Raw genomic sequence first — 24,821 nt, 5'->3', positions numbered from 1 at the left:
CCTATAACGAGAAGAAACCGCTCTTTTGGCGATTTCTTCCCTATAGTTTCAACTATTTTTGTAAACATTATTCTGGTGCTTGAATACTAATTGGCAATTGGTAAGTACATCTTACTTTTTTACCGTTTTGTTCTCCTGGTGCCCATTTTGGACATTTTTTCAACACTCTAATAGCCTCGGCTCCTGTTCCAAATCCAATGTCTCTCAACACTTTAATGTCTGTTAAAGAACCATCTTTTTCAACAACAAAAGACACATACACTTTTCCTTTTAGTCCTTCTTCATCAGGAACTTGAAAGTTATTACCAACAAACTTATAGAATTTTTCAATTCCTCCAGGGAAATCAGGTTTTACCTCGATACCTGCAGAGTTGTACAAAATTTCTGATTCTGCTTCTACTACTTTAGTATCTCCATTTCCTGGTGCTTCAATAGTAATTGGAGCATCTGGATCGCCTTTGATTGTTTCGGCACCTGTTTGTTTGTTTTTGATTTCCTCTATTTTTGGAGGATTTTCAGTTACCTCTTCTGCTTTGGCCACTTCTGGTTTCACAAATTTTACTTGATCCTGAACTGGTGGTGGCGGTGGCGGTGGTGGTGGCAAAGCCTCTTTTGGTTTTTCTTTTGGCGGTAATTTTACCGTAGTAATTTTTTGGTCGATGGTATCGTCTTCTTTAGCCAATCCATCAAACAAATCGCCCAAAAGTCCAGGAGCTGCCACTGCAAAACTGAACAAAGCCACACCACACAACAACGCAATGGCTGTTGTTTTTGGGCTTTTGGTACGCAAGTCATAAGCACCGTAACTTTTGTTACGACCCTCAAAAACTACATCGAGCCATTGTTTTTTAAATAAATCTAATTTCATATCTATTTTATTTTTTTAGCCCATCAAAATTTAATTTACAAAAAATTTGGATGGACTAAAGATTCATAAACCCTGTTTATTTACCTTCTAATACTTTTGTTTCTTCTGGTGTAAATTCATCAACAATGGCATACGTTTCCACTTTGTTAATAGCCATTTCATCTAAAATATCAACTAAATTTCTATACGTTGATTTTTTTCCAGGCTTGATGATGACGATAATTCCATCTGTTGGTTTTCCTTTTGCAGTAGAATAATCCAAAACTACTTTTTTTCTTTCGATAATTGCTTTTCGGATGCCTTCTTTGCCATATACCACATCTTTTGGTCCTGCCAATGGTTTGTCCACAAAGCCCATATACCATTTCAACTTGCCGTTTTCGCCCAACATGATGGTCATTGTACGGTTTTCATCTACTTTGGTTGTTATATCTTTTATATCAGGCTTGTCATTTTTATCAGGCAAAGCCAAATCCATAGATTGCGGTTTAGACAACGAAGTAGTAAGCATAAAGAAGGTAATCAAAAGGAAAGCCAAATCTACCATTGCCGTTAAATCGACTTTGGAGTTTGATTTTTTACTCCTTACTTTGCCACCTTTGCCACTGTCGTCGCCAGTATTTAATTCAGCCATTTTAGTCTCTTTTTTTTAATTAAAAATCTTTTCCTCTTAAACCTGTTACTAGATTAAAGTTGTTGATGTTTTGGTCTTGCAAAATATCCATAATTTTTTTCACTTGTGGGTATTCTTGTTTGGCATCGCCTTTAATGGCTACTGCCAATGGTTTGTCATCAAGCTCTTTAGTAGCAACACGTGCATTATAAATCCATTCTTTCAACTGGTTATTAGTTGAATCTTTTGGGATGCCTGGCTGTACACCTTCTTTATTTCTATCGGAGTTTTTCATTGCTAAAAGACTTTTCAATCCTTCAACAGGTGTTCCAAAAGTTTCAATCAAAGAAAATTGTTTGTATTCTTCTGGAGTAAAAGTAACTCCATATTTTTCAGCCATCAATTCTAATGTACGCTTTCTAACTTCACGTCCTGTAACTCCAAAAAATACTTTTCCTTTTCCAACGGTAAGTGTTGCCAAATCGTTTTCTGGCAATTTAGTTTGAACCGTAGAAGATGGAGCATCAACAGTAAGTGCCTCTTGTTGTTTGGCAGTTGCTGTAAGGATAAAGAACGTAAGCAAAAGGAAAGCCACATCACACATTGCAGTCATATCAATAGATGCTGCTTTTTTGGACATTTTTACTTTAGCCATTAATTTTGTATTTTAAAATTTTTGATTTATCGAAACGTTATTTTCGATAAATCAAAAAAATTAGTATTATTTTTTAGAAATTCTTCTGTAAGTATTTACGATAGTTGCACCAGCTTCGTCGATTGAATATGTTAAAGTATCAATTTTTGAAGTAAACAAGTTGTACATAATAATAGCCAAAGCAGATGTAGAGATACCTGTTGCAGTATTGATCAAGGCTTCAGAAATACCGTTTGCCAACATCGCTTGGTCTGGTGTTCCAGAAGAAGCCAAAGCACCAAACGCTTTAATCATCCCTGTAACTGTTCCAAGTAATCCTGCAAGTGTTCCTAAAGATACTAATGTAGAAAGAATAGTCATGTGTTTTTCTAACATTGGCATTTCTAAAGATGTAGCTTCTTCAATTTCTTTGTGTATTGTTTCAGCAGCAGCTTCGCTATCCAAACCTTCTTTTCTTACTTCTTGGTATTTTACTAAGGCAGATTTGATTGCATTGGCAACAGAACCTTTTTGTTTGTCGCAAGTGCTGATAGCTGTTTCAATATCGCCACTTGTAATGTTTCCTTGAACTGTTTTCATGAATTTGTCAATGCTTCCGGTTCCAGCAGCTTTAGTAATAACCATGAAACGCTCAATTGAAAAAGTAATTACCATTAAAAGACATCCTAAAAGTACTGGTACGATAGGCCCTCCTTTGTAAACCATTGCTAAATAGTTTCCTGGTAGTGGGTGTCCTGTGTTTACTCCTCCTTCAAAGTTTGAACCATTACCCATAATGAATTGCCATACAAGCCATCCTACAAAAATACATCCTAAAATGATTAAACCTGTAACCATTCCTCCTCCGTTTGAACCGTTTTCTTTTTTAACGTTTGCCATCTTTTTTAAATTTTAAATAGTTTTAAATAATTTTTATTAGTTTTAGTTGTTATTAAACTTGTTAGGACAAATTTAATTTTTTAGTTGAAATAAAAAAACTTTTTTTGATTTAATTACTGAAAATCTATTGTTTTAACGAAAAATCTGTTTTTTTATTGTTAATTTTTATTGAAATTATATTTATTAAATCAAACGTTTTCGATAATTTGATAAAGATTTTGTATAATAACGCAAAAAAAATGAAAATAATATAATTTTATTGCTTTTTATAAATTTTTTGTTTTTTTTTGAAACAATCGTTGATTTTTATTGTTTTTGAACACTACAAAGGGTGCGATTTTTTAAAAGGGTAGTCATTTTCTGTTTAAAAAAAACATCAAAAAGCGAGGTTTTGGCTTTTGATCGAAAAAACACATTCAAATATATTTTTTTTATTCTAGTTTTTTATTTCATCTATTGGGAATTTGTTTTTTTATTTTATTTGATTTACGTTCTAAAAACAAAGGGGTTTTTCATACAACTTTAACCGTTTGAATTGCTTATTTGTTTCTCAATTTAGCATCTTCTTCGTTTTATTTTTAGCAAAAAGAAATAAAAAAAACGACAGCTATGAAATTGTTCATAGTGTCGTTTTTACATAATGACTTTATATTTGTTTATAAATCAAATTTGATTCCTTGAGCAAGGGGCAAACTTGTTGTATAATTGATGGTGTTGGTTTGTCTTCTCATATAGACTTTCCAAGCATCGGAACCGCTTTCTCTACCGCCACCTGTTTCTTTTTCGCCACCAAAAGCACCGCCAATTTCAGCTCCAGAAGTTCCTATATTAACGTTTGCAATACCACAATCTGAACCTGCCACAGACAAAAATGTTTCGGCTTCACGTAAATTATTGGTCATAATTGCTGATGATAACCCTTGTGCAACTCCATTTTGAATGGCTATTGCTTGATGGATGTCGCCCGTGTAGGACAATAAATACAATACTGGTGCAAAAGTTTCGTGTTGTACAATATCCAAATCGTTTGATGCTTCAGCAATGGCTGGTTTGACATAGCAACCGCTTTCAAAACCCTCGCCCGACAACACACCTCCAGCTACAAGCAATTTGCCTCCTTGTGCCACAACGTCTGATAATGCTTTTTGATATTGAGCTACCGCATGCACATCAATAAGTGGTCCAACATGGTTTTTTTCGTCTAATGGGTTTCCGATTTTCAGTTGTTGATAGGCCGCAACCAAGGCCTCTTTCACCTTGTCATATATACTTTCGTGAATAATAAGTCTTCTTGTAGAGGTACAACGCTGTCCTGCTGTTCCAACGGCACCAAAAACGGCTCCAATCACTGTCATTTTTATATCGGCATCGGGGGTTACAATAATGGCATTGTTGCCACCTAGTTCTAAAAGTGATTTTCCTAATCGAGCCGCTACCGTTTGAGCAACCATTTTTCCCATTCGAGTAGAGCCTGTTGCAGAAATAAGTGGTACACGGGTGTCTTGAGTTAGCCACTCCCCTACTTGGTAATCACCATTGATTAAACAAGATATGCCTTCGGGTAAATTGTTTTCTTTGATTACTTCGTCTATAATATTTTGACAAGCAACCGAGCAAAGAGGTGTTTTTTCGGAAGGTTTCCAAACACAAACATCGCCACAAATCCATGCTAATGCAGTGTTCCAAGCCCAAACAGCTACTGGAAAATTGAAAGCCGAAATAATACCTACAATACCTAGTGAATGGTATTGCTCGTACATGCGGTGTCCTGGACGTTCGGAGTGCATGGTTAAACCATGTAACTGTCGAGAAAGTCCAACGGCAAAATCGCAAATATCTATCATTTCCTGTACCTCTCCATAGCCTTCTTGTAGAGATTTTCCCATTTCATAAGAAACCAATTTGCCCAAAGCTTCTTTTTTTTGACGCAATTTGTCGCCAAATTGTCTGACTATTTCTCCACGTTGAGGAGCAGGCATCAGTCTAAAAGTTTGAAAAGCCAAGGCTGCAGTTTGCATCACTGTTTGATATTCGTCTGGCGTTGTAGCATATACGGACCCAATGAACTGTCCATCTACGGGTGAATAACTTGGAATGGCTTTGCCTGCTGTAAATTGATTACGACCTGTTGAAGTACCATAATTTTGGTCCTTTATGCCTAATTGGGCTAACGCTTCGGGCATTTGAAAAGTAGGAGCGATTGTTGTCATTGTAACATTTTTATATATAATTGTTATATTTTAATGCGAAGATATAAAAAAAACTAATGTTAGCCGCTTTAGTAGCTGCTTTTTTAATAATTTTTTAATATTTTAAGGTTGAAAATCATAAATTAGCCCAAAAAAATGAAACCTTATGATTGCAAAACCTTTTAATTTGAATCAATGGCTAACAGACCATCGTCATTTACTAAAACCACCCGTTGGGAATAAAAATTTGTATATTGAATCTGAAGATTATATTGTGATGGTTGTGGCAGGGCCAAATGCTCGGAAAGATTATCATTATAATGAAACCGAAGAGTTGTTTTATCAGCTTGAAGGCACAATAACGGTCGCCATTCAGGAAGATGGCTTGAGGAAAGAAATGATTTTAGGGCCAGGAGATCTGTATTTGAATCCCGCAAAAATTCCCCATTCGCCCTGCCGATCTGAAAACTCCATTGGCTTGGTAATTGAAAGAAAACGGGCGGGCAAAGGCTACAAGGATGGTTTATTGTGGTTTTGTGAGTCTTGTAATCATCCATTGCACGCTGTTTATTTTGAATTACATAATATTGAAAAAGATTTTCTAAAACATTTCCATGATTTTTACAGTTCTCAAAGTTTAAGAACTTGTAATCATTGTGGTGAGGAGATGGCTACAGACGTAAGGTTTGTTAGTAAATAGACATTAGACAAACATAAACAAACCTCAACAATTTGATAAAATCATTGAGGTTTGTTTTATATAAATAAATTCATTTGATAAAAAAATGATATTCCAACAAATAGGAACTGGGTTTATTCTCCTAAAAATGGATAACGATAATTTTCGGGAGTAATGAAAGTTTCTTTGATGGTACGAGGCGAAACCCATCTTAACAAATTGAGTGCCGACCCTGCTTTGTCATTGGTACCAGAGGCTCTTGCACCACCAAAAGGCTGCATGCCAACAATGGCACCCGTTGGCTTGTCGTTGATGTAAAAATTACCCGCTGCATTTTGTAGTGCAGTTGTTGCTTCTTGAATGGCATATCTGTCTTGAGCAAAAATGGCTCCAGTTAAAGCATATTCTGAAGTTTCATCGACTAATTTTAACGTTGTATGCCAATTGTCGTCTTCATAAACAAAAATGGTAATCACTGGCCCAAAAAGCTCAGTGTGCATGGTGGTATAATGAGGATTTGTTGTAACAATAATAGTAGGTTCTATAAAATAACCCACAGATTTGTCGCAATGGCCACCCACTAAAATTTCGGCATCTTGGTCTTTTTTGGCTTGCTCTATATAACTTGCCAGTTTATCAAAAGACCCTTCGTGGATAACTGCTGTAATGAAATTTGAAAAATCTTCGGGCGACCCCATTTTCATAGATTTTACATCCGTAATAAGTTGTTGTTGGAGTTGGTCCCACATACTTTTAGGAACATAAGCTCTGGAGGCAGCAGAGCATTTTTGACCCTGAAATTCAAAGGCACCCCTCACAATGCCAGTGGCTACTTGTTTGACATTTGCAGAAGGGTGTGCTACGATAAAATCTTTGCCACCCGTTTCTCCAACTATTCGTGGGTATGTTTTGTATTTATGAATATTATTGCCTATATTTTTCCATATTTCTTTAAATACATAAGTAGAACCTGTAAAATGAACCCCCGCCAAATCAGGACTATCGATAACCGTTTGGGTGATCATTTGGGCATCGCCAAAAACAACATTGATAACACCATCTGGCACACCTGCCTCTTTAAAAACATCAATAATTACTTTTGCAGAAAAAACTTGGCTGTCGCTGGGTTTCCAAACCACTACATTGCCCATCATGGCGGCACTTGCAGGAAGGTTTGCGGCAATAGCAGTAAAATTGAATGGTGTTATGGCATAAACAAAACCTTCGAGTGGGCGGTATTCGAGCCTGTTCCACATGGTGCTGTCTGATTTAGGCTGTTCGCTATAAATTTGTGTCATGAATTCGACATTAAAACGCAAGAAATCAATCAATTCGCAAGCGGCATCAATTTCGGCTTGGAACACATTTTTAGATTGCGCTATCATGGTTGCAGCATTGATTTTGGCCCTGTATGGGCCAGCAATGAGCTCTGCCGCTTTTAGGAAAATGGCAGCTCTCTGTTCCCATGCCATATTTGCCCATTTTGATTTGGCTTCTAAAGCCGTTTGAATGGCAAGGTCTATGTGTTTTTTTTCCGCTAAATGATAAGTCCCTACGATGTGTTGGTGGTCGTGAGGTGGCACCATATTTTTAGTTTGCCCTGTTTTAATTTGTTGAGATCCAATATAAAGTGGCACTTCTATTGGGTTGTTCCACAGGGTTTTGTATGCTTCTAAAACAGCTGCTTTTTCGGGAGAATTTGGAGTATATGCTTTTACGGGTTCGTTTACCGCCTTTGGTACATTAAAAAATCCTTTTAACATAGTATTTATATTTTTATTGGTTGGTATATTTTTTTGAAATTGCTAATTTTAAGGCAAAAGTACAAAGGTTTTTTAAATAATTATAAATATCTATGCCCTTTTTTAGTAAAACACAAAAAACCAATTGTGGTTTTATAGGACACAATTGGTTTTTTTTGAAGTTGTTGATTTGGGTTATATCAAATATACATATAAAATAGTCCAATCTACTTGTTCTTTTTTGCTAAAATGAGTCAAAAAAAATAGTTACGTAGCCCAGCTATGCAACGATTTTTTTTGAAAATTTTTTCTAAAAAATAACTACGCATCTTTGGACTATTTTATAAATATATTTGGTATTAGATTTTATTATTTACCGCAATTTGCGTTAGCAATAGCAGTGAAAATCCTTTAGAAGCCCAGCACCCAAAAGGGGTGTTGCATTGCAAGAATATAGTTTCTGAATGTGATAATAAAAAATGATTATTTCACAATATTATATTTCTTTTGGAGTTCAATGAACGTTGTTTGCAACGGATAGCCCAACCCTTGGGGAACGCCCAAAACAGGCTTCGTATAATTTGTTGCCTCGTTTTAGGGTCTAGCTTTGATTTAGAGCAGTTTTTATTCCTCCGGAGCCAATTCTATTTCGAGTCCTTCTAATGCCTGAGTAAGGTGCAACTGACAACCCAATCGGCTGTTTGGTTTTACGTTTAGGGCTTCAGAGAGCATGGCTTCTTCATCGTCGTTTTTTTCTGGAAGATTTATATCGTTCAGCACATAGCATTGACAAGAGGCACACATGGCCATACCACCACAAATACCAATGGTACCTTCCTCTACTAGTTCATACATTCGAACGAGTTCCATGACGTTCATGTTCATATCTGTTGGTGCTTGTACTTCGTGTATGGCACCTGCTCTGTCGGTAATTTTAATGGTTATATCTGCTGACATTTAATTTTGACATTGGGTTTATATGATGTTGATTACGGTTTCTATTTGAGGAGCATGCTTTTTGATGGTGGTTTCTACGCCTGCTTTCATGGTCATTTGATTGACACTACAAGAATTGCATGCCCCTTCTAAACGGACTTTTACATGTTTGCCTTCTTCGATAGCAACAAGGGAAATATCGCCTCCATCTGAATTTAAAAAAGGACGAATTTCTGCAAGAGCCATTTCAATTTTTTGAGTTAATTCTTCGGTTGTCATCATGTAAAATTAATTTTGGCACCCTGCCATTGTGGTTATTTTAATGGCCTCGGTGGCTGGAAGGTTATCGTTTCTACGCACGACTTCGGCAACTACTTTGCGGGTAATGTTTTCAAAAACAGTTCCAATCACGGCGTTGGTTTGTAAAGCGGCAGGTCGTCCGTAGTCGCCCGCTTCCCGAATAGATTGTACAATTGGCACTTCGCCAAGGAAAGGGACGTCAAGATCTAGAGCTAAATTTTTGGCCCCTTCTTGTCCAAAAATATAATATTTGTTGTTGGGCAATTCTTCGGGAGTAAAGTATGCCATATTTTCAATAATTCCTAAAACAGGAACTTTGATGGCATCGGACAAAAACATGGCAACCCCTTTTTTAGCATCGGCCAAGGCTACAGCTTGCGGAGTACTTACCACAACAGCCCCCGTAATAGGCAGGGCCTGCATGATGGACAAATGAATATCGCCTGTGCCGGGAGGTAAATCGATAAGCATAAAATCCAATTCGCCCCAGTGGGCATCAAAAATCATTTGGTTGAGTGCTTTTGAAGCCATTGGGCCTCGCCAAATGACGGCTTGACTTGGAGAAGTAAAAAAACCTATGGACAATAATTTTATTTCATAGCTTTCTATGGGTTTCATTTTGGATTTGCCATCAATGTTTATTGATATGGGTTTTTCATTTTCAACATCAAACATAATAGGCATGCTAGGGCCATAAACATCGGCATCTAATATGCCAACACTAAAACCCATTTTGGCTAAAGTTACTGCTAAATTTGCAGTAACTGTCGATTTTCCAACGCCACCTTTGCCAGAGGCCACCGCAATAATATTTTTGATTCCTGGTATTGCTTTTCCTTTGATGCTATTGCCATCGGTATTTTTATCGGGTACTTCTACTTTAAAATTCACTTTCACTTGAGCTTGGGCATCAATTTGTTCGTGAATTACTTTTCTAATATCGTCTTCTGCCCGTTTTTTGATGTGCATGGCAGGTGTATTCAATACAATATCAACTACGATTTCCGAGCCAAAAGTCAATACGTTGGCTACGGCACCGCTTTCTACCATATTTTTTCCCTCGCCAGCTATTGTAATGGTTTCAAGTGCTTTTAAAATGGCTTTTCTATCTAATTTCATGTCAGTAAAAATTTATTTTTATTGGTTATTCATGTTATTGCATGTATCTATTGGCATTTTTTTTCGTAATAATAAGCAAAAAGTATTACATTCATTTGATTGTACTACCTATTTACATTTGTTTCCAATAGCAAATGATCACCTTTATCGAATTGTTTATCATTTGTTTAAACAACATTTTATTGTAATGCTTTTACGCATGCAAATATACTAGGATTATTTTAATTTAAAATGATTTTAAATAAAAAATAGTAGCTTTGACAAGGTTCCTTCAAACTTTGTTGCCATTATTTTAAATCCATATCGGCAGCTACTTTTTCTAATTCAAAATACCAATCGGCACCAAAACGTCTGATTAAAGCTTCTTTTACAAATTGATAAACAGGTATTCCGAGTTCGTTGCCAAGGCTACAAGCATCATCACAAATGTCCCAACGGTCGTAATTTACGGCAGCAAATTCGGTAAAATCTTTTACACGAATAGGATACAAATGGCATGAAACGGGTTTTTTCCAAGACACAATCCCTTGATTATAAGCTTGTTCTATACCGCACAAAGCTGTTTTGCCATCAAAAATAACATACGCACAATCTTTGTTGTCTATCAATGGTGTTTCTAAATCGCCATCGGTTCCTTTTACCCAAGTCCCTTGATTTTCAATAGCTTCAATGCCTTCTTTTCTCAAAAAAGGTTTGATTTTTGGGTAAATTGCTTCTAATATCTCTGTTTCTTCGGCACTTAAAGGAGCTCCCGCATCGCCATCTACACAACAAGCCCCATGACAAGCAGAGAGGTTGCAAACAAATTTTTTTTCTAAAATATCTTCTGAAACTATTGTTTTTCCTAATTGAAACATTTTAACTATTTGATTTATATAATTTTATAGAATTTGAAATAATTATGTATAGTAATTAAAAACTATATCTTTGGTCCTAAATTGACTTAAACTACTCTTAAAAACCAATGTGCTACGCTATTTTAATAATCAAAATACATATTAAAAATATCGCTTCTAATCCCAAAAGTAAACCAAATTGTTGTGTCTTTGAAAGCGGCACTATTATCTTGTAAGGGATTGAAATTTCGATACACCAAATGGCCAAACACTTTGATATTGGTAGCAGGGTTGATTAAATATCCCGCTTGCAATTGGGCTATAGCCAAGGTTGTTTTATTACCTTGACCAACTGTAACTCCTTCATTATAAGGCCTGTTGGATTGATAACTCAAATAAATATTGCTCCCATAATTGGTGTTTGAAGTATCAAAATCCAAACCACGTTTACCAATTGTTAGTTGGCCATTTGCAAACCACCTGCCCTGATGGTAGCGGGCTATGGCAACTAATTCCTCAAAATTACCGCCCCACTGATGCCCCATACTTAGGTTTGTATTTCCATAATTTGTGAGTGGATCCAAATGCGAATACACATAAGGACGCACATGATTGTACTCTAACTGAAGTGTTAAATTATTGATATTAAATGCGTTATAATATTTGGCTCCCAATTGATACCCCCATTTATTTTTCCAACTTTTTCGAGCTGCTTTGATTTCAGAAAACGAAAATTCATCTATCAAAAACTGAGAATATAAATGAATGTTATTGCTGTATTTATATTTTGCAGTAAACCCTAAAAGGGCATTGCCCGCTTTAGACGACGAAGCAAACTCGACCGTTCGGTAAAAAACAATTGGATTTGCAAAATTAATATCAAAACCCCTTCCGTTTGTATTCGACCAAACAACTGATTCAAAAAACCCCAAGTTTAGTCGGTTGGAAACATTCCAAGATAAAAAATGATTCGCCATATATTTTGTAGAATATGCTTTGTCAATCAACGTTTCGTTGCGAACATCTTTGAGCCACATATAAGTATTTGTGTATTTTATTTTCCAAAATTTAGTATTTATTTTAAAAAAAGGATACGGATTACTACCATCGCCCTCTAAAAGAGAGCGGTAACCATCGCCAATAAAATTTCGTCCGTAACCTAATTGAAAATCCATAAACTTACTAGGTACAAAATTCAAATGGGCATCGGCCGAAGGCATATCAAAACTATTTGTTCCGAATTCTTTTACAATACCAAGACCAGGAACCACGGCTGGATTGCCCCCTGCGGGTTTCAAACTTTGACTTAATTGATTGTAATAATCGGCAAATCGGGCTTGAGATTCATAGATGGTGGTTGTAAAATTCAAGTTGTGCCCCAATCCCCCTTGCAACTGTATGGCTCTAGTATTTTGATAGGTGTTTTGCGGTTTTTTTTCGATACTTTTTCCTAATTGAACATCAAAAACGGGATTCAAAGTAAACCAATAATCTTGACCTTGTATTTGAACCATGTTTTCGTTCCAAAATTTACGACCAACCCATGACCCCGCTTTTTTGTCGATTGCTTTAAATGCTTTATCAAAATCAAAATAGGGTGCAACTTCGTGATACGAATAGGGCTTTGAAGCAGTATGGTTGTTTAGTCCAATTGCATTGATACTGGGTTCAAATTGAGCATAATAACTGTGCGAAAACGGGATATTGAGATGGCTATTATACAAAGGTTTTTCAAATTTTTTTAAATATAGTTGATCTAATTCTGTAAGCTCGTTCAAAGGACGTTTGATTGCGTTGGGCGTTGAAGAAGTAGGTATGAAAGGTTCCAATGGAATTTTAATTCGAATTGTAAATTTTGAATAAGTAGGCATTCCGTTGAAAGTTGCGGGCTGAATAATGGGTAGTTTTTCAAAAACATGTTGGCAGGAAGTAGTTAATGATTTTTGATCGGTGTCGGTATAAATTATGTTAAATTTTCCCATTTTATCAACCTCAAAAAGCACAATTATTTCGCCTTTATAATTTTGAGGCAAATCGTTTGGTAATTTAAAATTTTGGAAAACAAAATCCTGAAGTTTTTGATAAAAACAGGACTCGTCTTGTCCAGATTGAATGTTGTTACAATCAGGAAAAAGAGGTGCTCTTTCGTTATGAGCAGGATTGATTTGCGAATTAACAAATAAAGAAGTCAATAAAAAATAAAAAAATAAAGCTTTTTGCATTATTATAAATTGAAATTGGAAAACAAAATGGAGCTTCAAAAGTAGTTAATTTATTTGAAATTGAGGGGGTATCTTTGGGTATAATTTTAGTTGACTTAAAAATTAAAATTTTATTGTAAATTACAAAAAAAATCCCAAAATCGAATTGTTTTGGGATTTTTAATTTGAAAAATTTATCTGATATTGTTATTTTGAATCAAATCGATATACAAATTGATTTTGTCTTTCAATTCTTTTCGAGGGGTTATAAAATCCAAGAAACCATGTTCGAGTACAAACTCGGCCGTTTGAAACCCTTCTGGCAAATCTTTTCCTGTGGTGTCTCTTACCACTCTTGGTCCAGCAAAACCAATCAAGGCACCAGGTTCCGAGATGTTGATGTCGCCCAGCATGGCATAAGAAGCCGTGGTTCCACCCGTTGTTGGGTCGGTACATAAAGAAATATAAGGTATTTTAGCATCTGCAAGTTGTGCCAATTTGGCCGAAGTTTTGGCCAATTGCATCAACGAGTATGCGGCCTCCATCATTCTGGCACCTCCCGATTTTGAAATCATCAAAAAAGGAATGTTATTTTTGATTGAAAAATCAATACCTCTCGATATTTTTTCGCCCACCACTGCACCAACAGAACCACCAATAAAAGCAAAATCCATGCAACAAATTACCAAATCTTTACCTTTTGATTTTCCAACAGCCGTACGAACAGCGTCTTTTAGGTTGGTTTTACTCATTACTTCTTTTAATCGGTCTGCATATTTTTTGGTATCTTCAAAATGCAAAGGGTCTTTAGAAGTGATGTTTTTGTCCAATTCGACAAAAGTATTATTGTCAAACAATATTTCAAAATACTCGGCACTTCCAATGCGTACATGAAAATCGTCCTCTGGACTTACCCACAAATTGCGAGCCAACTCATCGGCATCAATAATTTTTCCGGTAGGAGATTTATACCAAAGTCCTTTTGGAACGTCCTTTTTTTCTTCGGTAGGTGTTGTAATACCTTTTTCTTTTCTTTTAAACCAACTCATATTTTTCAGATTTCAATGCAACAATTGATTTTAAAAAATATTAAAACCCATTGTTGATTTATTTATTTTACAATGTATTTACATTATTCAAATCAGCAAAAGCTTGCTCCAATCGAGCATTGAAAGTTACTTCGCTTTCACGTACCCATTTTCTTGGGTCATAATATTTTTTGTTTGGAGCATCAGCACCTTCAGGGTTTCCAATTTGTGTTTTCAAATAATCAATATTTTTGATCATATAGTCTCTAATACCTTCTGTATAAGCAAATTGCAAATCGGTATCGATATTCATTTTGACTACACCATACCCAATGGCCTCTCTTATTTCTTCTAAAGTAGAACCAGAACCACCATGAAATACAAAATCTACAGGATTTGCCCCCGTTTGACATTTGTTTTGCACATATTCTTGAGAATTTTTAAGAATTTTTGGTGTTAATTTAACATTTCCAGGTTTGTAAACTCCGTGTACGTTGCCAAATGAAGCTGCAATTGTAAATCGTGGACTTACTTTTGAAAGTTCTTCATAAGCATAAAAAACTTCTTCAGGTTGAGTATAAAGTTTTGAGCTGTCCACATCAGAATTGTCCACACCATCTTCTTCTCCACCAGTAATACCTAATTCAATTTCTAAAGTCATGCCCATTTTGCTCATTCTTTCCAAATAATTTTTGCAAATTTCGATATTTTCTTCGATAGGCTCTTCAGACAAATCAATCATGTGCGACGAAAAAAGAGGTTTACCCGTTTGAGCAAAATGAGCTTCGGAAGCGTCTAATAATCCGTCAATCCAAGGTAATAATTTTTTTGCACAATGATCGGTATGCAAAATTACGGTTGCACCATAAGCTTCTGCTAGGGCATGAATGTGTTTTGCACCTGCAATTCCGCCAGCAATTGCTGCTTTTTCGTTTGCGTTGGACAATCCTTTTCCTGCATTAAATTGAGCACCTCCGTTGGAAAATTGAATAATTACGGGAGCATTTAATTTTGCTGCCGTTTCTAAAACACCGTTTATGGTGCTAGACCCTGTTACGTTTACTGCGGGTAATGCAAATCCTTTTTCTTTTGCATAAGCAAAAATTGCTTGAACTTCGTCGCCAGTTGCAACTCCAGGTTTAATGTTGTGTGCCATTTTTATCTAGTTTAGTTTTAATTGAGCTACAAAAATAATAAATTAATTTTTAGAATGGATAATTTATACCAATATTTAGAATCGTCTTTGATAAATTATAGCCTGTGAACCATCTTTTGTCAGATTCGTTTGCTGGATTATACGTTTTATACCCAAAATCGAGCCTTACAACAAAGTAAGTCAAATCGTATCTGATACCAAATCCAGAGCCAACGGCTACGTCTTTTAATGATTTGAATCCATAAAAATAAGTATCGTCTTTATAATCCGTGTTGTACAAATTCCAAATATTGCCCACATCTACAAACAATGCTCCATTCCATTTGTCATAAATATTAAATCGAAGTTCCGAGTTCAAGCTCATTTTCATATTGGCAACATTAAAATCATAAAAGGAATTGGCTTTTCCAGCGCCTAATGAATAAGGAAGCCACCCCCTATTGTCGTTAGATCCCCCTCCAAAATAGCTTCTTGAAAACGGAATGGATTTTGAATTGCCATAAGGCATTCCTAAACCAAAAAAAGTGCGAATGGCCAATACTTTTTGCCCTCTTAAGTCCCAGTTTTTTATATACTCTAATTCCCCTTTTAAATATTGGGTATAGGCCACACCAAAAATGGTTCTACTGCCATTTTCGTCTATTGGTTGCAAGTTTTTATTGGACAATAATGACAATAAATTACCCGCCGACTCTATTTTTGTTCTAATTGTATAATAATTATTATCGGCATTGTCTAGTCTGGACGATTTTAGATAAGAAAAACTAGAAGATAATATCAAATCATTTTGAATAATTCTTTCTCTTCTTTCAAAAATACTTAACAATATCTTATAATCTGTTTCATTTTGAACAATATAATCTATTAAATTGGTTTCTAAATAGGCTTTTGGCAATCCATTTTCTAAAATAAGATTGCCCGAACTATCAAAATAAGATGGATCTGTTTGGTATTTTCTAGCCAAATCGTTCATTACTCCATACGAAGATCGGTAAACATTGAAGTAATTATTGGTATTCAAATTATTGATATACTGAATGTTAAACAATTCAAATCGGGCTGAAACATTTTTTTTGGGTGTCCAATTATAGGCATAGCTGCCACTAAAACTTTCTTTATCGAGTCCAATATTATTTTGCTTGGTAAAACCAACGCTCAAAACAGTAGAAGGCAACATGCTTTTAGGTATTATCTTATCTGTTTTGAAAGGAAATAAGATTCTTGGAAATTTAAGTTTAAAATCGATACCATATTCCGACACATTAAAAAAACGTTCATTGGGATTGGCTAAATTTTTGGAAGAGCCAATATTGCCACGCAAAGCAATTTGTAACAACTCCGAGCCTTTAAATAAATTTCGAACTACCAATGATTGTGTGGCAGTGATTCCAAAATCTTGAATATTTGAATGTGTGAAATTTTCGGTGGTTTTAAATCCGTATTTGTCCTTTTGTGTTAAGAAAATATTGGCCGTTAATGAATTTGGAATAGTATCGTTTTCACTTTCAACATATTGAATACTAGGACTTTTGAACGACCCTAAACTGTTTAAATATCGGGTAGTAAGTGTGGTATTGTCGTCTGAAAAGAGTTTGTTTCTGGACAAAAAGATGGCACTTGTAATGGACTTTCGAGTAAATTTTAGTTTGCCATGACTAAAAATAGTATAGCGTTTATACACCAAACTGTCCAATAAAGAATCTGATTTTTTTGCAGAGGCAGCATCTGTAAATACGTTTATTTTATTTATTTTAAACAACTTAAAAGGTACCGTTTTTGAGGAATCGTTTACACGAATACTTCTGTCATTTATAATCAAGTTTATATTTACTTTTTTGTTATTACCCACAGTGTCAATAACATACACAATATAATTTTGTTGAAAATGAAATGCTCCGTTGTTTCTAAACAAATTGGTAATGCGGCTGCGTTCGGCATCCAAATCGGCTAAATTGTATTGCTGTTTTTTCAAAAAAGTATTGGCCATATTACTTCGATACAACGAATCTAAAACAGGTGTTTTGATTGTTGTTTTAATCGTATCAATAACATAAGGAGTACCTTTGTTTATTATATAACTGATTTTGGCTTTATTACCTTCGAGAGTATCCAATTTGAAAGTAGATTTTACTCTAAAATACCCTTGACTGTCATAATAAGCATTGATTCTTTTTAAGGTTCTATTGGTTCGCAATACATCCAACACAACTGGTGCCTCGCCATTTTTTTTTAAAAAACGATGAATACCCAAATTCCAAAACGAATTGCCCAAACCTTCTTGGCCTTTTTTTGCCATACGAGCCTGAATTCTGGCCCATTTTTTAGGTTTCTTTTTCAATTTTTCCAAATAAATGGAGTCAGGATTTTGTCTTGCCAAATTGTATATTTGCAATCGCAAAGGAAATCCTAAAATGGCCGAATTGGGTTTTTGATAAGCTAAATTTTCAAGTGCCTCACTTTTATCTGGCTGCCCATCAACTATAAATTCGTTTTTAATTAACCATAATTTTCCTTCAGGAACTCTTTTTGTTGCATTACAACTCCATAAAAAGAGGCCTATTAAAATAAAAAATGATATTTTTGTAGCGGTATTTCTCAAAATTTTTAAAATTTAAACAAAAGTACATCTTTTATATGATTAGCAAAAACCAAATGAAACTAATTGTTAGTTTGCATCAAAAAAAATTCAGGCAACTTCATCAAATGTTTATTGTTGAAGGCGAAAAGTCCATCATCGAATTTTTAAACTCCCATTTCAAAGCGGTGCATCTTTTTGTTACCGAACCCCTGTTTGAAACACAATCAATCATTAAACCCACAATGATTTCTGATGCTGATTTAAAAAAAATAAGTACTTTAGCAACTCCAAATAATTGCTTGGCAGTTTTTCAAATACCTAATAATCAATCTATTAACACAACTGGTTTGCTTGTAGCTTTAGACGATATTAGAGATCCTGGAAATCTTGGCACCATTATTAGATTGTGTGATTGGTTTGGAATTGAAACACTTATTTGTTCTACAAATACAGTTGAAGTATATAATCCAAAAGTGGTACAAGCAACGATGGGTTCTTTAACAAGAGTTAATGTTCAATATACTGATTTAGAAGCATTTATACAAAAATATAAAGCGCCTGTTTTTGGCACTTTTATGGAGGGTGCCTCTATATATCAAATGGATTTACCACATTCTGGGTTGATAATTATGGGCAACGAAGCCAATGGAATTTCAACATCGATAGCAAAATGGGTTACTCAAAAAATGAGTATTCCAAGATTTGGACAACTTCAAAAAACAGAAAGCTTGAATGTGGCTACAGCTTCTGCAATTGTTTTGAGCGAGTTCAAACGCAAAACCATACATTGATATGTTATATTATACGTTTTTTTAATTTAATCTACTTACATATTTCAATACACTATAAAAATAATCAAAAAACCATATCCTTGTCTAAAATTTTAAATATTGACAAGAATATGGAATTGTACAATAGGGCTTAACCCTTTATTATCAAAACAAATTATTTAGCTATTTATTATAAATATGCTACATTAATTCTTTAATTAAATCGATATTATCTGGTAATCTTCCAACATTTTGCAATTTTATACTGGCTAATTTTTGAGCAATCGTAATAGATTCCAATAATGGTTTTTGTTGCAAATGAGCATACAAAAATCCTGTCCAAAAAGCATCGCCTGCTCCAGTAGTATCTTTTATATTATCTAAAAGTTTTGCCTCTTGAAAAAACATTCCGTGCTTTTTGTCAGACAATTTTACGCCATCTTTACCTTTGGTTAAACAAACTGTATCGGCACCTAATTGATGGAAAAAATCAAAAATATAATCTTCCGTTTTGGTTTCGCCAAACAGTCTAAAACAATCATCATCACTCACTTTTACCAAAGGGTTTGTAGATAAATAATCCTTCAAAACTTGATGAGCTTCGTATCTATTAGGCCAAATTTTTTCAGAATAATTAATATCGATACTCAATTGAAGCCCCATCGATTTGGCTTTGTGTGCCCTGTTCAAAATAGTTGTTCGAGCTGGATCTTTGCTTAAAGCAAAGCAAGTGGTATGATATAATTTGGCTTGGGCCAATAATTCATCGGGAATTTGATCTTCTAAAATTTCTCTATCGGCTTCTCTGTATGCAATAAATTCTGGCGTATCTTTTGATCTGGACACAAAAATAACTGAGGTTGGCATGGTTTGCGATTTTCGGATATGGGCAATATTTACACCATTGGCTTGCAATTTTTCGCCAATATATACACCCAATCCATCACTACCACAAGTGGCCACTAGAGCTACGTTGAGTCCTAATCGAGAGCCATTAACGGCTACATTTGTAGGAGAACCACCCAAAAAACGGTGGTAATCTTTTGTGTTGGAAATACTGTTAATTTCATGACCAATAAAATCGATCAATACTTCGCCAACACAAATAATATCAATTGTTTTCATGTTTGTTTTATTTTGTTTGTAACCTAAATCATGATTTCAATCCTTTTGAAACAACAATAAAGGCAGATTCGATTATATTAAAAATGTAAATTGATGGTGGATACTTTGGTGCAACAATACGGTAGCCGCTGCACTCCAAGCACAATAGGGCACTCCGTTTGGAGCGGTTGTTTCTGTATTAAAATTTTCGTAAAAACTATAATCTTCTTTAGCATTGGCAAGATGGATAGCCTGCAACAAGCTATTGGCTTGATCAAATCGACCTTTAGCAAGCAACGCCAAGCCATAAAATCCATTGACCATACACCAACTTCCAGCATTATGAAATTCGTTTGGAAAATTTCTAAATTCATATTTACAATTATTTTTCAGCAAATGCCAGTCTAAATCTTCGGGGACTATTGGAGGCCAAAAAGCGGGTAGTAATTGCATTTTGGTTTGGCTCAAAATTTGATTGGCATGTCCTAAAATTTGATTTTGAAAAATATCGTTGCCTAAATTCAGCATTAATGCTAACGAATGTGCAAAAGCATCAAACTGGGTTTTGTAGCCCGCTGGAGAAAAAGAACAAGGCATATAATTTTTTATATTGGCCTCTTCAAAAGCCCTTTCATGGTATTTTTCACCTGTTTCATTTGGGGTAAAATTGATTTTGATTTGAGTTTCAATATCAATAATTTTTTGAGAAATAGACTCGTTTTTTGCAAAATGATGATAACTTTTCAAAGCCCATATCCGCAACAGTTGGTCGTATAATACATAACCATCGGTAATGTATTCGTCGGCCCAATTGCCCGATAAAGGAACATAAATCAAATGTTTGTTGTTAAACTCCCAAGCATTTAAAAGGTCTAAACATTTTAAAATGTGGGTTTCATATTGTAATACAAATTCGGGATTTTGTTGGTGGTAAGCATATTGACAAACCCCTATTACAAACCAAGTTACGGCATCCACACGTCCGGCCAATCCGCCATAACTGACTTCCACTGTTGTTCCATTGGTCATCACGTTTGAAGGAATAGTACCTCTCTCGTGTTGGTTTTGAGCTAAGGTTTCGAGTGTTTTTCTAAACGTTGCTATCAAGTCGGTGTTGTTTGAGGCGAGTGCTGCCAATCCGCAAATAACACCATCTCTGGCCCAAACCCGTTTGTAGTTGGAAATGTTTTGAGCACTGGCCAAAAACCCTTCGGTTGATGAAACTTGTTGTAATAATGCTATGGCTTTTTGATAATTAAAATCAGATTCCATTTTTATGATATATATTTATTTTTGAGGTTAAATTTCGGTTGCAATTATTTTTTTGGTTTTGATAAATAAGGTACAAACGGCACTTATCAACAATAATACCCCCGCAAAACTTACAGCTAAACGAGCGTCATTATTTAGAAAATGCTTCATGATGTAACCAAATGTTAGATTTTGAATGATCATGGGTATAACAATCATCATATTGATGATGCCCATATACACCCCATAACGTTCTTTTGGAATGTCTGCCACTACCATCAAATAAGGGATTCCCATCATGCTGGCCCATCCAATTCCAAAACCTGTAATAGCAAAAAACAACAAATGTTTGTTTTCGATATGTGGAAAAACTAAAAAACCAATGGCAGCAAGCAACAAACAAATGGCATGAACTGTTTTTGGGCCATACTTTTTGGCATAGCCTACCAACAAAAAGGCTACTAAAAATGTAACAATATTATACCATCCGTTTACTAAACCCGTCCAACTTACGGCCTCTTCATATACTTTAGCATTGCTATCTGGAGTAACATTCCAAACTGATAAAGCGATGCTTTTGGAAGAATTTTGCCAATAACAAAACAAAGCATACCATTGAAACATATAGACTAAAGCCAACTGCCACATCACTTTTGGCATTTCGCCAATGGCGGCAAATATTTCAATTAAAGGTTCCAACACACCACCTTTTTTGGATTTCATGTGTAGTAATTCTTCCGCTGTTGGTGGGATTTCTGGCGTTGTTTTCATACTCCACCAAATAGACCCAATAGAACATATAGCACCAAGAAAAAAAGAAGCATAAATCCAAGTAGGCAACGAGCCTGTTTTTCCAATAAAAAGCAAAGGGAAAATAAATAATGATAAATTAGCTAAAGTTTGTCCAAATCCTGTAAAAAAACTCTGCATCAAAAAACCAGTTGGCTGTTGTTCTGCGTCTAATTTGTCGGCTACAAAAGCCCTGTAAGGTTCCATAGCGGTATTGTTACCCGCATCTAAAATCCATAATAAGCCTGCTGCCATCCACAACGAACTGCTAAAAGGAAAAAGCAACAATGCAATACTACAAAGCAAAGCTCCGACAAAGAAATAAGGTTTTCTGCGACCCCATCTTGGACTCCAAGTATTATCGCTCATGGCACCAATCAAGGGTTGCACTAACAAGCCCGTTATTGGACCTGCTAAATTGAGCATGGGTATTGCATCTGGACTGGCTCCTAATAAATCATATATTGGATTTACGGCACTTTGTTGCAATCCAAAACTGTATTGTATGCCAAAAAATCCGACATTCATATTCCAGATTTGCCAAAAATTAAGTTTAAGTTTTTTGCTCATTTGTTTGGTTTTTTTTGAGTTTGAAACAATAAAATTAATGTATTATTATGAAATATGAAATTTTCAAGGGATAAAAATCGTTTTCGTTGTATCCGAAAACGATTTCGATTGCGTTATCGTTTATACAAAAACCGCTTCTATGTTCCTATATTGCCATAAAAAAAGCTCCTCTGATTGAGAAGCTTTTATATATTTAGATGATCATGTTACTTTTCAAATTTAGTAAATAAAGCTGTAATTATCTTGAAAACAACAAAATTATTTAGCAAAAGGGATAAGTATATGCGTTTGCCATTCTATTTCCTGGCCACCATTGAAAGGATTGTTCATAAAATGTTCGATGGGTTTCAAATCTAACTTGATGTTGTTTTTCTTGGCATAATCCAAAATAGCAAACCACCCTCTATCTGAAGTACGGTAATTGCCATAGTAAGTCGCTTTTAGTCCTTTTATAGAAGGTATTTTTTTAAATTTTACAGCTTTATTTTCGATATATGGTGAGTTTTTATCTATTGGAAAACAGTAATTAAAAGAGAGCGTTTCTTTATCCAAATCCCATTTTTCGATTTCAAGATAGGGTTTTCCAATAATTTTTATATTATTTTGATGCAAATAACCTGTGATAATAGCATCATTGCCAATCATGGTTTGAGCCTTTTCTTGCAAAACACTTTCTAAATGAATATAGGCTACAAAAACCTCTTCCGACTTGCCTTCGTAATCAAATTTTACTTTAAAATTTTTCAAATGCTCTTCCAAACCTTGTTTTAACTCTTTTATTTTAGTTACTTGTTCCACTTTGAAAGGAGTGTCTAAAAAAGGGGCTGTCAATTTGTTGTAAAAAGAATGCTCCTTATCCGAAATTCCAACCGAAATAGCTGTTAAAGTATCGTTTAATGAGGTCAATTCCCAGGTATATTCAAGCGTTTTGCCATTGTATGTCATTTCTTGCTTAATAAAATCAAAATTATTTCGCTCTTTTATAACATATACTTCGCCTTGATTCTTTTGTCGGGTAGCAGTCCATTCCAATATGCCTTGAAATACAGTTCCTGTGGCTGCTTTTTCTTTAAATGTAATCACATAATCTGATTTTTTGAACCCAAAATACCAAATGATAAACAATGTAAACAATAAAAATACCGATAAAATGATTTGTTTTTTTGACATGCTATTTTTTCATTTTTAATTTATTATTAATATAATTCCCAAGATTAGTACCTTGAGACACCCCGTTTTCTATAGCAGCTCTGTAATGAATTCCTCCATATAATCTACTCATCGAAGCTTCGGATGCCGCTTGTTTGAAAGACGTAAAATCACGTTTTGGCAAACCAAATGGAATTTCTGAATCGTCGGTATAACTAAAGTTGTCGCCAAAAATGGCTGTTAAAATAACCGATGAACAGGCAGATACTACAGAATGTCCACTAGTGTATTCAGGAAAAGGGGGCGTTTGCAATTGTGGCTTCCAATTTTCGTCTATATGTTGGTTGATATAGGTTTCAGGACGTACAACATTGCTACGAAATTTTTCGTCCCAACAACTAATAAAGCTTTCAAAAATACCAATAGATGTTTTAGTATAGGCAAAAATAGTTGTTTCTAAGTCAGCTTTGGATTTTTTACATGCAATTTTAGCAATATTCATCCAATGGGCATCGGGAGTATTTTTCTTTTTGGCAAACATCATGTGCCCCTGTGTAACGGTTGCATAAGGATTACAATCCCAAAATGTAGCAATAACCGATTCAACTGGCAAAGCAATTTTTGGATTTTTTTCTACTGCTAATAATTTTTTAGAAATTTCGTTCCCCACTTGATAAGTTTCCAAAGCTTCTAAATAAAATTTAGAATTTTTCTGAGTATCAAAAGGATACGGAGGCTCTGGTTTAAATTGCGATGCAGAATCCATAACCAGTGTTCTAATTTTATTCCAATGAGGTTCCACAGCATCCATATAAGCAGGTGGTGTTGGCTGCCAACGGCTAGGATCTTTGGTGTTTACACTAAATTTTGGAAAAGTTCGGGTTTGTTTGTAATTGTCTTGGCTCATCCATTTCTTTATCACCTCGGCAACTTTCAAGGCATATTCTTTTGAAGTTTCAAACTCTTTATTGTTTTCCGAACCCCATTTTTGATACAAACTGTCTCGGTATTTAACCATGGCTTCTTCAGAAAAAACCAATTGTTTACTCAATTCCAAATGGGCAATCAAAGCAGCTAAATGCTGATTGACACCCCCTTTTGTGTCTAATGCTGGTATTGCTTCTAGCCCTTTTAACTGCCCTTGCAAGCTACTGAATTTTGGATTGTTTTGTGCCATAATTTCATAAGCTGCAATGTTTGGATACACATAAATTCTACTTGCAACGGGTGGCGAAAATATATCGTGAATCATAATATTAGTTACAGTATCTACCGCTGCACAATAATCTTCTGATGTTACAACTATGGGTCTGTCTGACTTACATGACACAAAAAACGTGCTGATAAACACTAAAAAATAAAGACTTTTTTTCATTTTAATGGTATTGATTTTAATAATTTAATTTTTT

At 35.0% G+C, this 24,821-nt stretch carries 21 protein-coding genes; 2 read left to right on the top strand and 19 right to left on the bottom strand.

The annotated features are described in order from the left end of the window. Positions 1-67: 67 nt before the first annotated feature. From FBFL15_RS02855 to amaB, 5 genes are all read right to left on the bottom strand, one after another. Positions 68-868, bottom strand: a complete 801-nt coding sequence (locus FBFL15_RS02855; protein ID WP_014083158.1) for an energy transducer TonB — start codon at positions 866-868, stop codon at positions 68-70. A 76-nt stretch (positions 869-944) separates the two neighbouring features. Then, a complete protein-coding gene (locus FBFL15_RS02850; protein WP_014083157.1) occupies positions 945-1,502 on the bottom strand; it encodes an ExbD/TolR family protein in 558 nt (185 codons plus the stop codon). 19 nt (positions 1,503-1,521) lie between these two features. After that, a complete protein-coding gene (locus tag FBFL15_RS02845) occupies positions 1,522-2,136 on the bottom strand; it encodes an ExbD/TolR family protein (protein ID WP_014083156.1) in 615 nt (204 codons plus the stop codon). Positions 2,137-2,202: 66 nt separating this feature from the next. Beyond that, on the bottom strand, positions 2,203-3,015 hold the full coding sequence (locus FBFL15_RS02840) for a MotA/TolQ/ExbB proton channel family protein (RefSeq protein WP_014083155.1): 813 nt from the start codon (positions 3,013-3,015) through the stop codon (positions 2,203-2,205). Between the two features lie 656 nt (positions 3,016-3,671). Continuing rightward, positions 3,672-5,225: an L-piperidine-6-carboxylate dehydrogenase gene (gene amaB, locus FBFL15_RS02835; protein WP_014083154.1), complete on the bottom strand. Its 1,554-nt coding sequence runs from the start codon at positions 5,223-5,225 to the stop codon at positions 3,672-3,674. 145 nt (positions 5,226-5,370) lie between these two features. Here amaB and FBFL15_RS02830 point away from each other — a divergent pair, with 145 nt between their 5' ends. Beyond that, positions 5,371-5,904, top strand: a complete 534-nt coding sequence (locus tag FBFL15_RS02830) for a 3-hydroxyanthranilate 3,4-dioxygenase (protein WP_014083153.1) — start codon at positions 5,371-5,373, stop codon at positions 5,902-5,904. Positions 5,905-6,017: 113 nt separating this feature from the next. On the opposite strand, the gene pruA is transcribed toward FBFL15_RS02830, so the two are convergent. The 9 genes from pruA to tamL form a co-directional block, all read right to left on the bottom strand. After that, positions 6,018-7,646, bottom strand: a complete 1,629-nt coding sequence (gene pruA, locus FBFL15_RS02825; protein ID WP_014083152.1) for an L-glutamate gamma-semialdehyde dehydrogenase — start codon at positions 7,644-7,646, stop codon at positions 6,018-6,020. A gap of 603 nt (positions 7,647-8,249) precedes the next feature. After that, entirely contained in the window at positions 8,250-8,582 is a 333-nt protein-coding gene (locus tag FBFL15_RS02815; protein WP_014083151.1) for a 2Fe-2S iron-sulfur cluster-binding family protein, read from the bottom strand. A gap of 18 nt (positions 8,583-8,600) precedes the next feature. Next, positions 8,601-8,840, bottom strand: a complete 240-nt coding sequence (locus FBFL15_RS02810; protein WP_044032103.1) for a NifU family protein — start codon at positions 8,838-8,840, stop codon at positions 8,601-8,603. A gap of 9 nt (positions 8,841-8,849) precedes the next feature. Further along, the gene (locus FBFL15_RS02805) at positions 8,850-9,980 is read right to left on the bottom strand and encodes an Mrp/NBP35 family ATP-binding protein (RefSeq protein WP_014083149.1); all 1,131 of its coding nucleotides are present in this window, start codon (positions 9,978-9,980) and stop codon (positions 8,850-8,852) included. 287 nt (positions 9,981-10,267) lie between these two features. Next, a complete protein-coding gene (locus FBFL15_RS02795) occupies positions 10,268-10,837 on the bottom strand; it encodes a DUF3109 family protein (RefSeq protein WP_014083148.1) in 570 nt (189 codons plus the stop codon). A gap of 122 nt (positions 10,838-10,959) precedes the next feature. Then, the gene (locus tag FBFL15_RS02790) at positions 10,960-13,038 is read right to left on the bottom strand and encodes a hypothetical protein (protein ID WP_014083147.1); all 2,079 of its coding nucleotides are present in this window, start codon (positions 13,036-13,038) and stop codon (positions 10,960-10,962) included. A 173-nt stretch (positions 13,039-13,211) separates the two neighbouring features. Then, positions 13,212-14,066, bottom strand: coding sequence for an acetyl-CoA carboxylase, carboxyltransferase subunit beta (gene accD, locus FBFL15_RS02785; RefSeq protein ID WP_014083146.1), 855 nt, complete (start codon positions 14,064-14,066; stop codon positions 13,212-13,214). 67 nt (positions 14,067-14,133) lie between these two features. Beyond that, positions 14,134-15,201 carry a class II fructose-bisphosphate aldolase gene (gene fbaA / locus FBFL15_RS02780; RefSeq protein ID WP_014083145.1) on the bottom strand — a complete coding sequence of 356 codons (1,068 nt, stop codon included), beginning with the start codon at positions 15,199-15,201 and terminating at the stop codon, positions 14,134-14,136. Positions 15,202-15,250: 49 nt separating this feature from the next. Next, complete coding sequence (gene tamL, locus FBFL15_RS02775; RefSeq protein WP_014083144.1) at positions 15,251-17,800, bottom strand: translocation and assembly module lipoprotein TamL; 2,550 nt, start codon at positions 17,798-17,800, stop codon at positions 15,251-15,253. Positions 17,801-17,835: 35 nt separating this feature from the next. On the opposite strand from tamL, the gene FBFL15_RS02770 reads away from it, so the two are divergent. Next, the gene (locus FBFL15_RS02770; protein ID WP_014083143.1) at positions 17,836-18,570 is read left to right on the top strand and encodes a TrmH family RNA methyltransferase; all 735 of its coding nucleotides are present in this window, start codon (positions 17,836-17,838) and stop codon (positions 18,568-18,570) included. 180 nt (positions 18,571-18,750) lie between these two features. Here the strand turns inward: FBFL15_RS02770 and FBFL15_RS02765 are convergent, their stop codons facing one another. The 5 genes from FBFL15_RS02765 to FBFL15_RS02745 all read right to left on the bottom strand — a co-directional run bounded on the left by FBFL15_RS02765 (position 18,751) and on the right by FBFL15_RS02745 (position 24,787). After that, positions 18,751-19,674, bottom strand: coding sequence for a carbohydrate kinase family protein (locus FBFL15_RS02765; RefSeq protein ID WP_014083142.1), 924 nt, complete (start codon positions 19,672-19,674; stop codon positions 18,751-18,753). Between the two features lie 72 nt (positions 19,675-19,746). Beyond that, entirely contained in the window at positions 19,747-20,925 is a 1,179-nt protein-coding gene (locus tag FBFL15_RS02760; RefSeq protein ID WP_014083141.1) for a glucosidase family protein, read from the bottom strand. Between the two features lie 27 nt (positions 20,926-20,952). After that, on the bottom strand, positions 20,953-22,263 hold the full coding sequence (locus FBFL15_RS02755; protein ID WP_014083140.1) for an MFS transporter: 1,311 nt from the start codon (positions 22,261-22,263) through the stop codon (positions 20,953-20,955). 258 nt (positions 22,264-22,521) lie between these two features. Next, complete coding sequence (locus FBFL15_RS02750; protein ID WP_014083139.1) at positions 22,522-23,433, bottom strand: hypothetical protein; 912 nt, start codon at positions 23,431-23,433, stop codon at positions 22,522-22,524. A 1-nt stretch (position 23,434) separates the two neighbouring features. Further along, entirely contained in the window at positions 23,435-24,787 is a 1,353-nt protein-coding gene (locus FBFL15_RS02745; RefSeq protein WP_014083138.1) for a vanadium-dependent haloperoxidase, read from the bottom strand. Between the last annotated feature and the right edge of the window lie 34 nt (positions 24,788-24,821).

Source organism: Flavobacterium branchiophilum FL-15 (assembly GCF_000253275.1).
Taxonomy (GTDB): Bacteria; Bacteroidota; Bacteroidia; order Flavobacteriales; family Flavobacteriaceae; genus Flavobacterium; species Flavobacterium branchiophilum.
This window is presented reverse-complemented; position numbering and strand designations above follow the sequence as displayed.

What these genes read in the sequence shown, in the direction of transcription:
- pruA (WP_014083152.1), bottom strand. Translation starts at nt 7,646, where the DNA reads ATGTTAAAAGGATTTTTTAATGTACCAAAGGCGGTAAACGAACCCGTA.
- FBFL15_RS02805 (WP_014083149.1), bottom strand. Translation starts at nt 9,980, where the DNA reads ATGAAATTAGATAGAAAAGCCATTTTAAAAGCACTTGAAACCATTACA.
- FBFL15_RS02840 (WP_014083155.1), bottom strand. Translation starts at nt 3,015, where the DNA reads ATGGCAAACGTTAAAAAAGAAAACGGTTCAAACGGAGGAGGAATGGTT.
- FBFL15_RS02760 (WP_014083141.1), bottom strand. Translation starts at nt 20,925, where the DNA reads ATGGAATCTGATTTTAATTATCAAAAAGCCATAGCATTATTACAACAA.
- fbaA (WP_014083145.1), bottom strand. Translation starts at nt 15,201, where the DNA reads ATGGCACACAACATTAAACCTGGAGTTGCAACTGGCGACGAAGTTCAA.
- FBFL15_RS02790 (WP_014083147.1), bottom strand. Translation starts at nt 13,038, where the DNA reads ATGCAAAAAGCTTTATTTTTTTATTTTTTATTGACTTCTTTATTTGTT.
- FBFL15_RS02765 (WP_014083142.1), bottom strand. Translation starts at nt 19,674, where the DNA reads ATGAAAACAATTGATATTATTTGTGTTGGCGAAGTATTGATCGATTTT.
- amaB (WP_014083154.1), bottom strand. Translation starts at nt 5,225, where the DNA reads ATGACAACAATCGCTCCTACTTTTCAAATGCCCGAAGCGTTAGCCCAA.
- FBFL15_RS02855 (WP_014083158.1), bottom strand. Translation starts at nt 868, where the DNA reads ATGAAATTAGATTTATTTAAAAAACAATGGCTCGATGTAGTTTTTGAG.
- FBFL15_RS02850 (WP_014083157.1), bottom strand. Translation starts at nt 1,502, where the DNA reads ATGGCTGAATTAAATACTGGCGACGACAGTGGCAAAGGTGGCAAAGTA.
- FBFL15_RS02845 (WP_014083156.1), bottom strand. Translation starts at nt 2,136, where the DNA reads ATGGCTAAAGTAAAAATGTCCAAAAAAGCAGCATCTATTGATATGACT.
- FBFL15_RS02810 (WP_044032103.1), bottom strand. Translation starts at nt 8,840, where the DNA reads ATGACAACCGAAGAATTAACTCAAAAAATTGAAATGGCTCTTGCAGAA.
- FBFL15_RS02815 (WP_014083151.1), bottom strand. Translation starts at nt 8,582, where the DNA reads ATGTCAGCAGATATAACCATTAAAATTACCGACAGAGCAGGTGCCATA.
- FBFL15_RS02770 (WP_014083143.1), top strand. Translation starts at nt 17,836, where the DNA reads ATGATTAGCAAAAACCAAATGAAACTAATTGTTAGTTTGCATCAAAAA.
- FBFL15_RS02795 (WP_014083148.1), bottom strand. Translation starts at nt 10,837, where the DNA reads ATGTTTCAATTAGGAAAAACAATAGTTTCAGAAGATATTTTAGAAAAA.
- FBFL15_RS02830 (WP_014083153.1), top strand. Translation starts at nt 5,371, where the DNA reads ATGATTGCAAAACCTTTTAATTTGAATCAATGGCTAACAGACCATCGT.
- FBFL15_RS02750 (WP_014083139.1), bottom strand. Translation starts at nt 23,433, where the DNA reads ATGTCAAAAAAACAAATCATTTTATCGGTATTTTTATTGTTTACATTG.
- FBFL15_RS02755 (WP_014083140.1), bottom strand. Translation starts at nt 22,263, where the DNA reads ATGAGCAAAAAACTTAAACTTAATTTTTGGCAAATCTGGAATATGAAT.
- FBFL15_RS02745 (WP_014083138.1), bottom strand. Translation starts at nt 24,787, where the DNA reads ATGAAAAAAAGTCTTTATTTTTTAGTGTTTATCAGCACGTTTTTTGTG.
- accD (WP_014083146.1), bottom strand. Translation starts at nt 14,066, where the DNA reads ATGAGTTGGTTTAAAAGAAAAGAAAAAGGTATTACAACACCTACCGAA.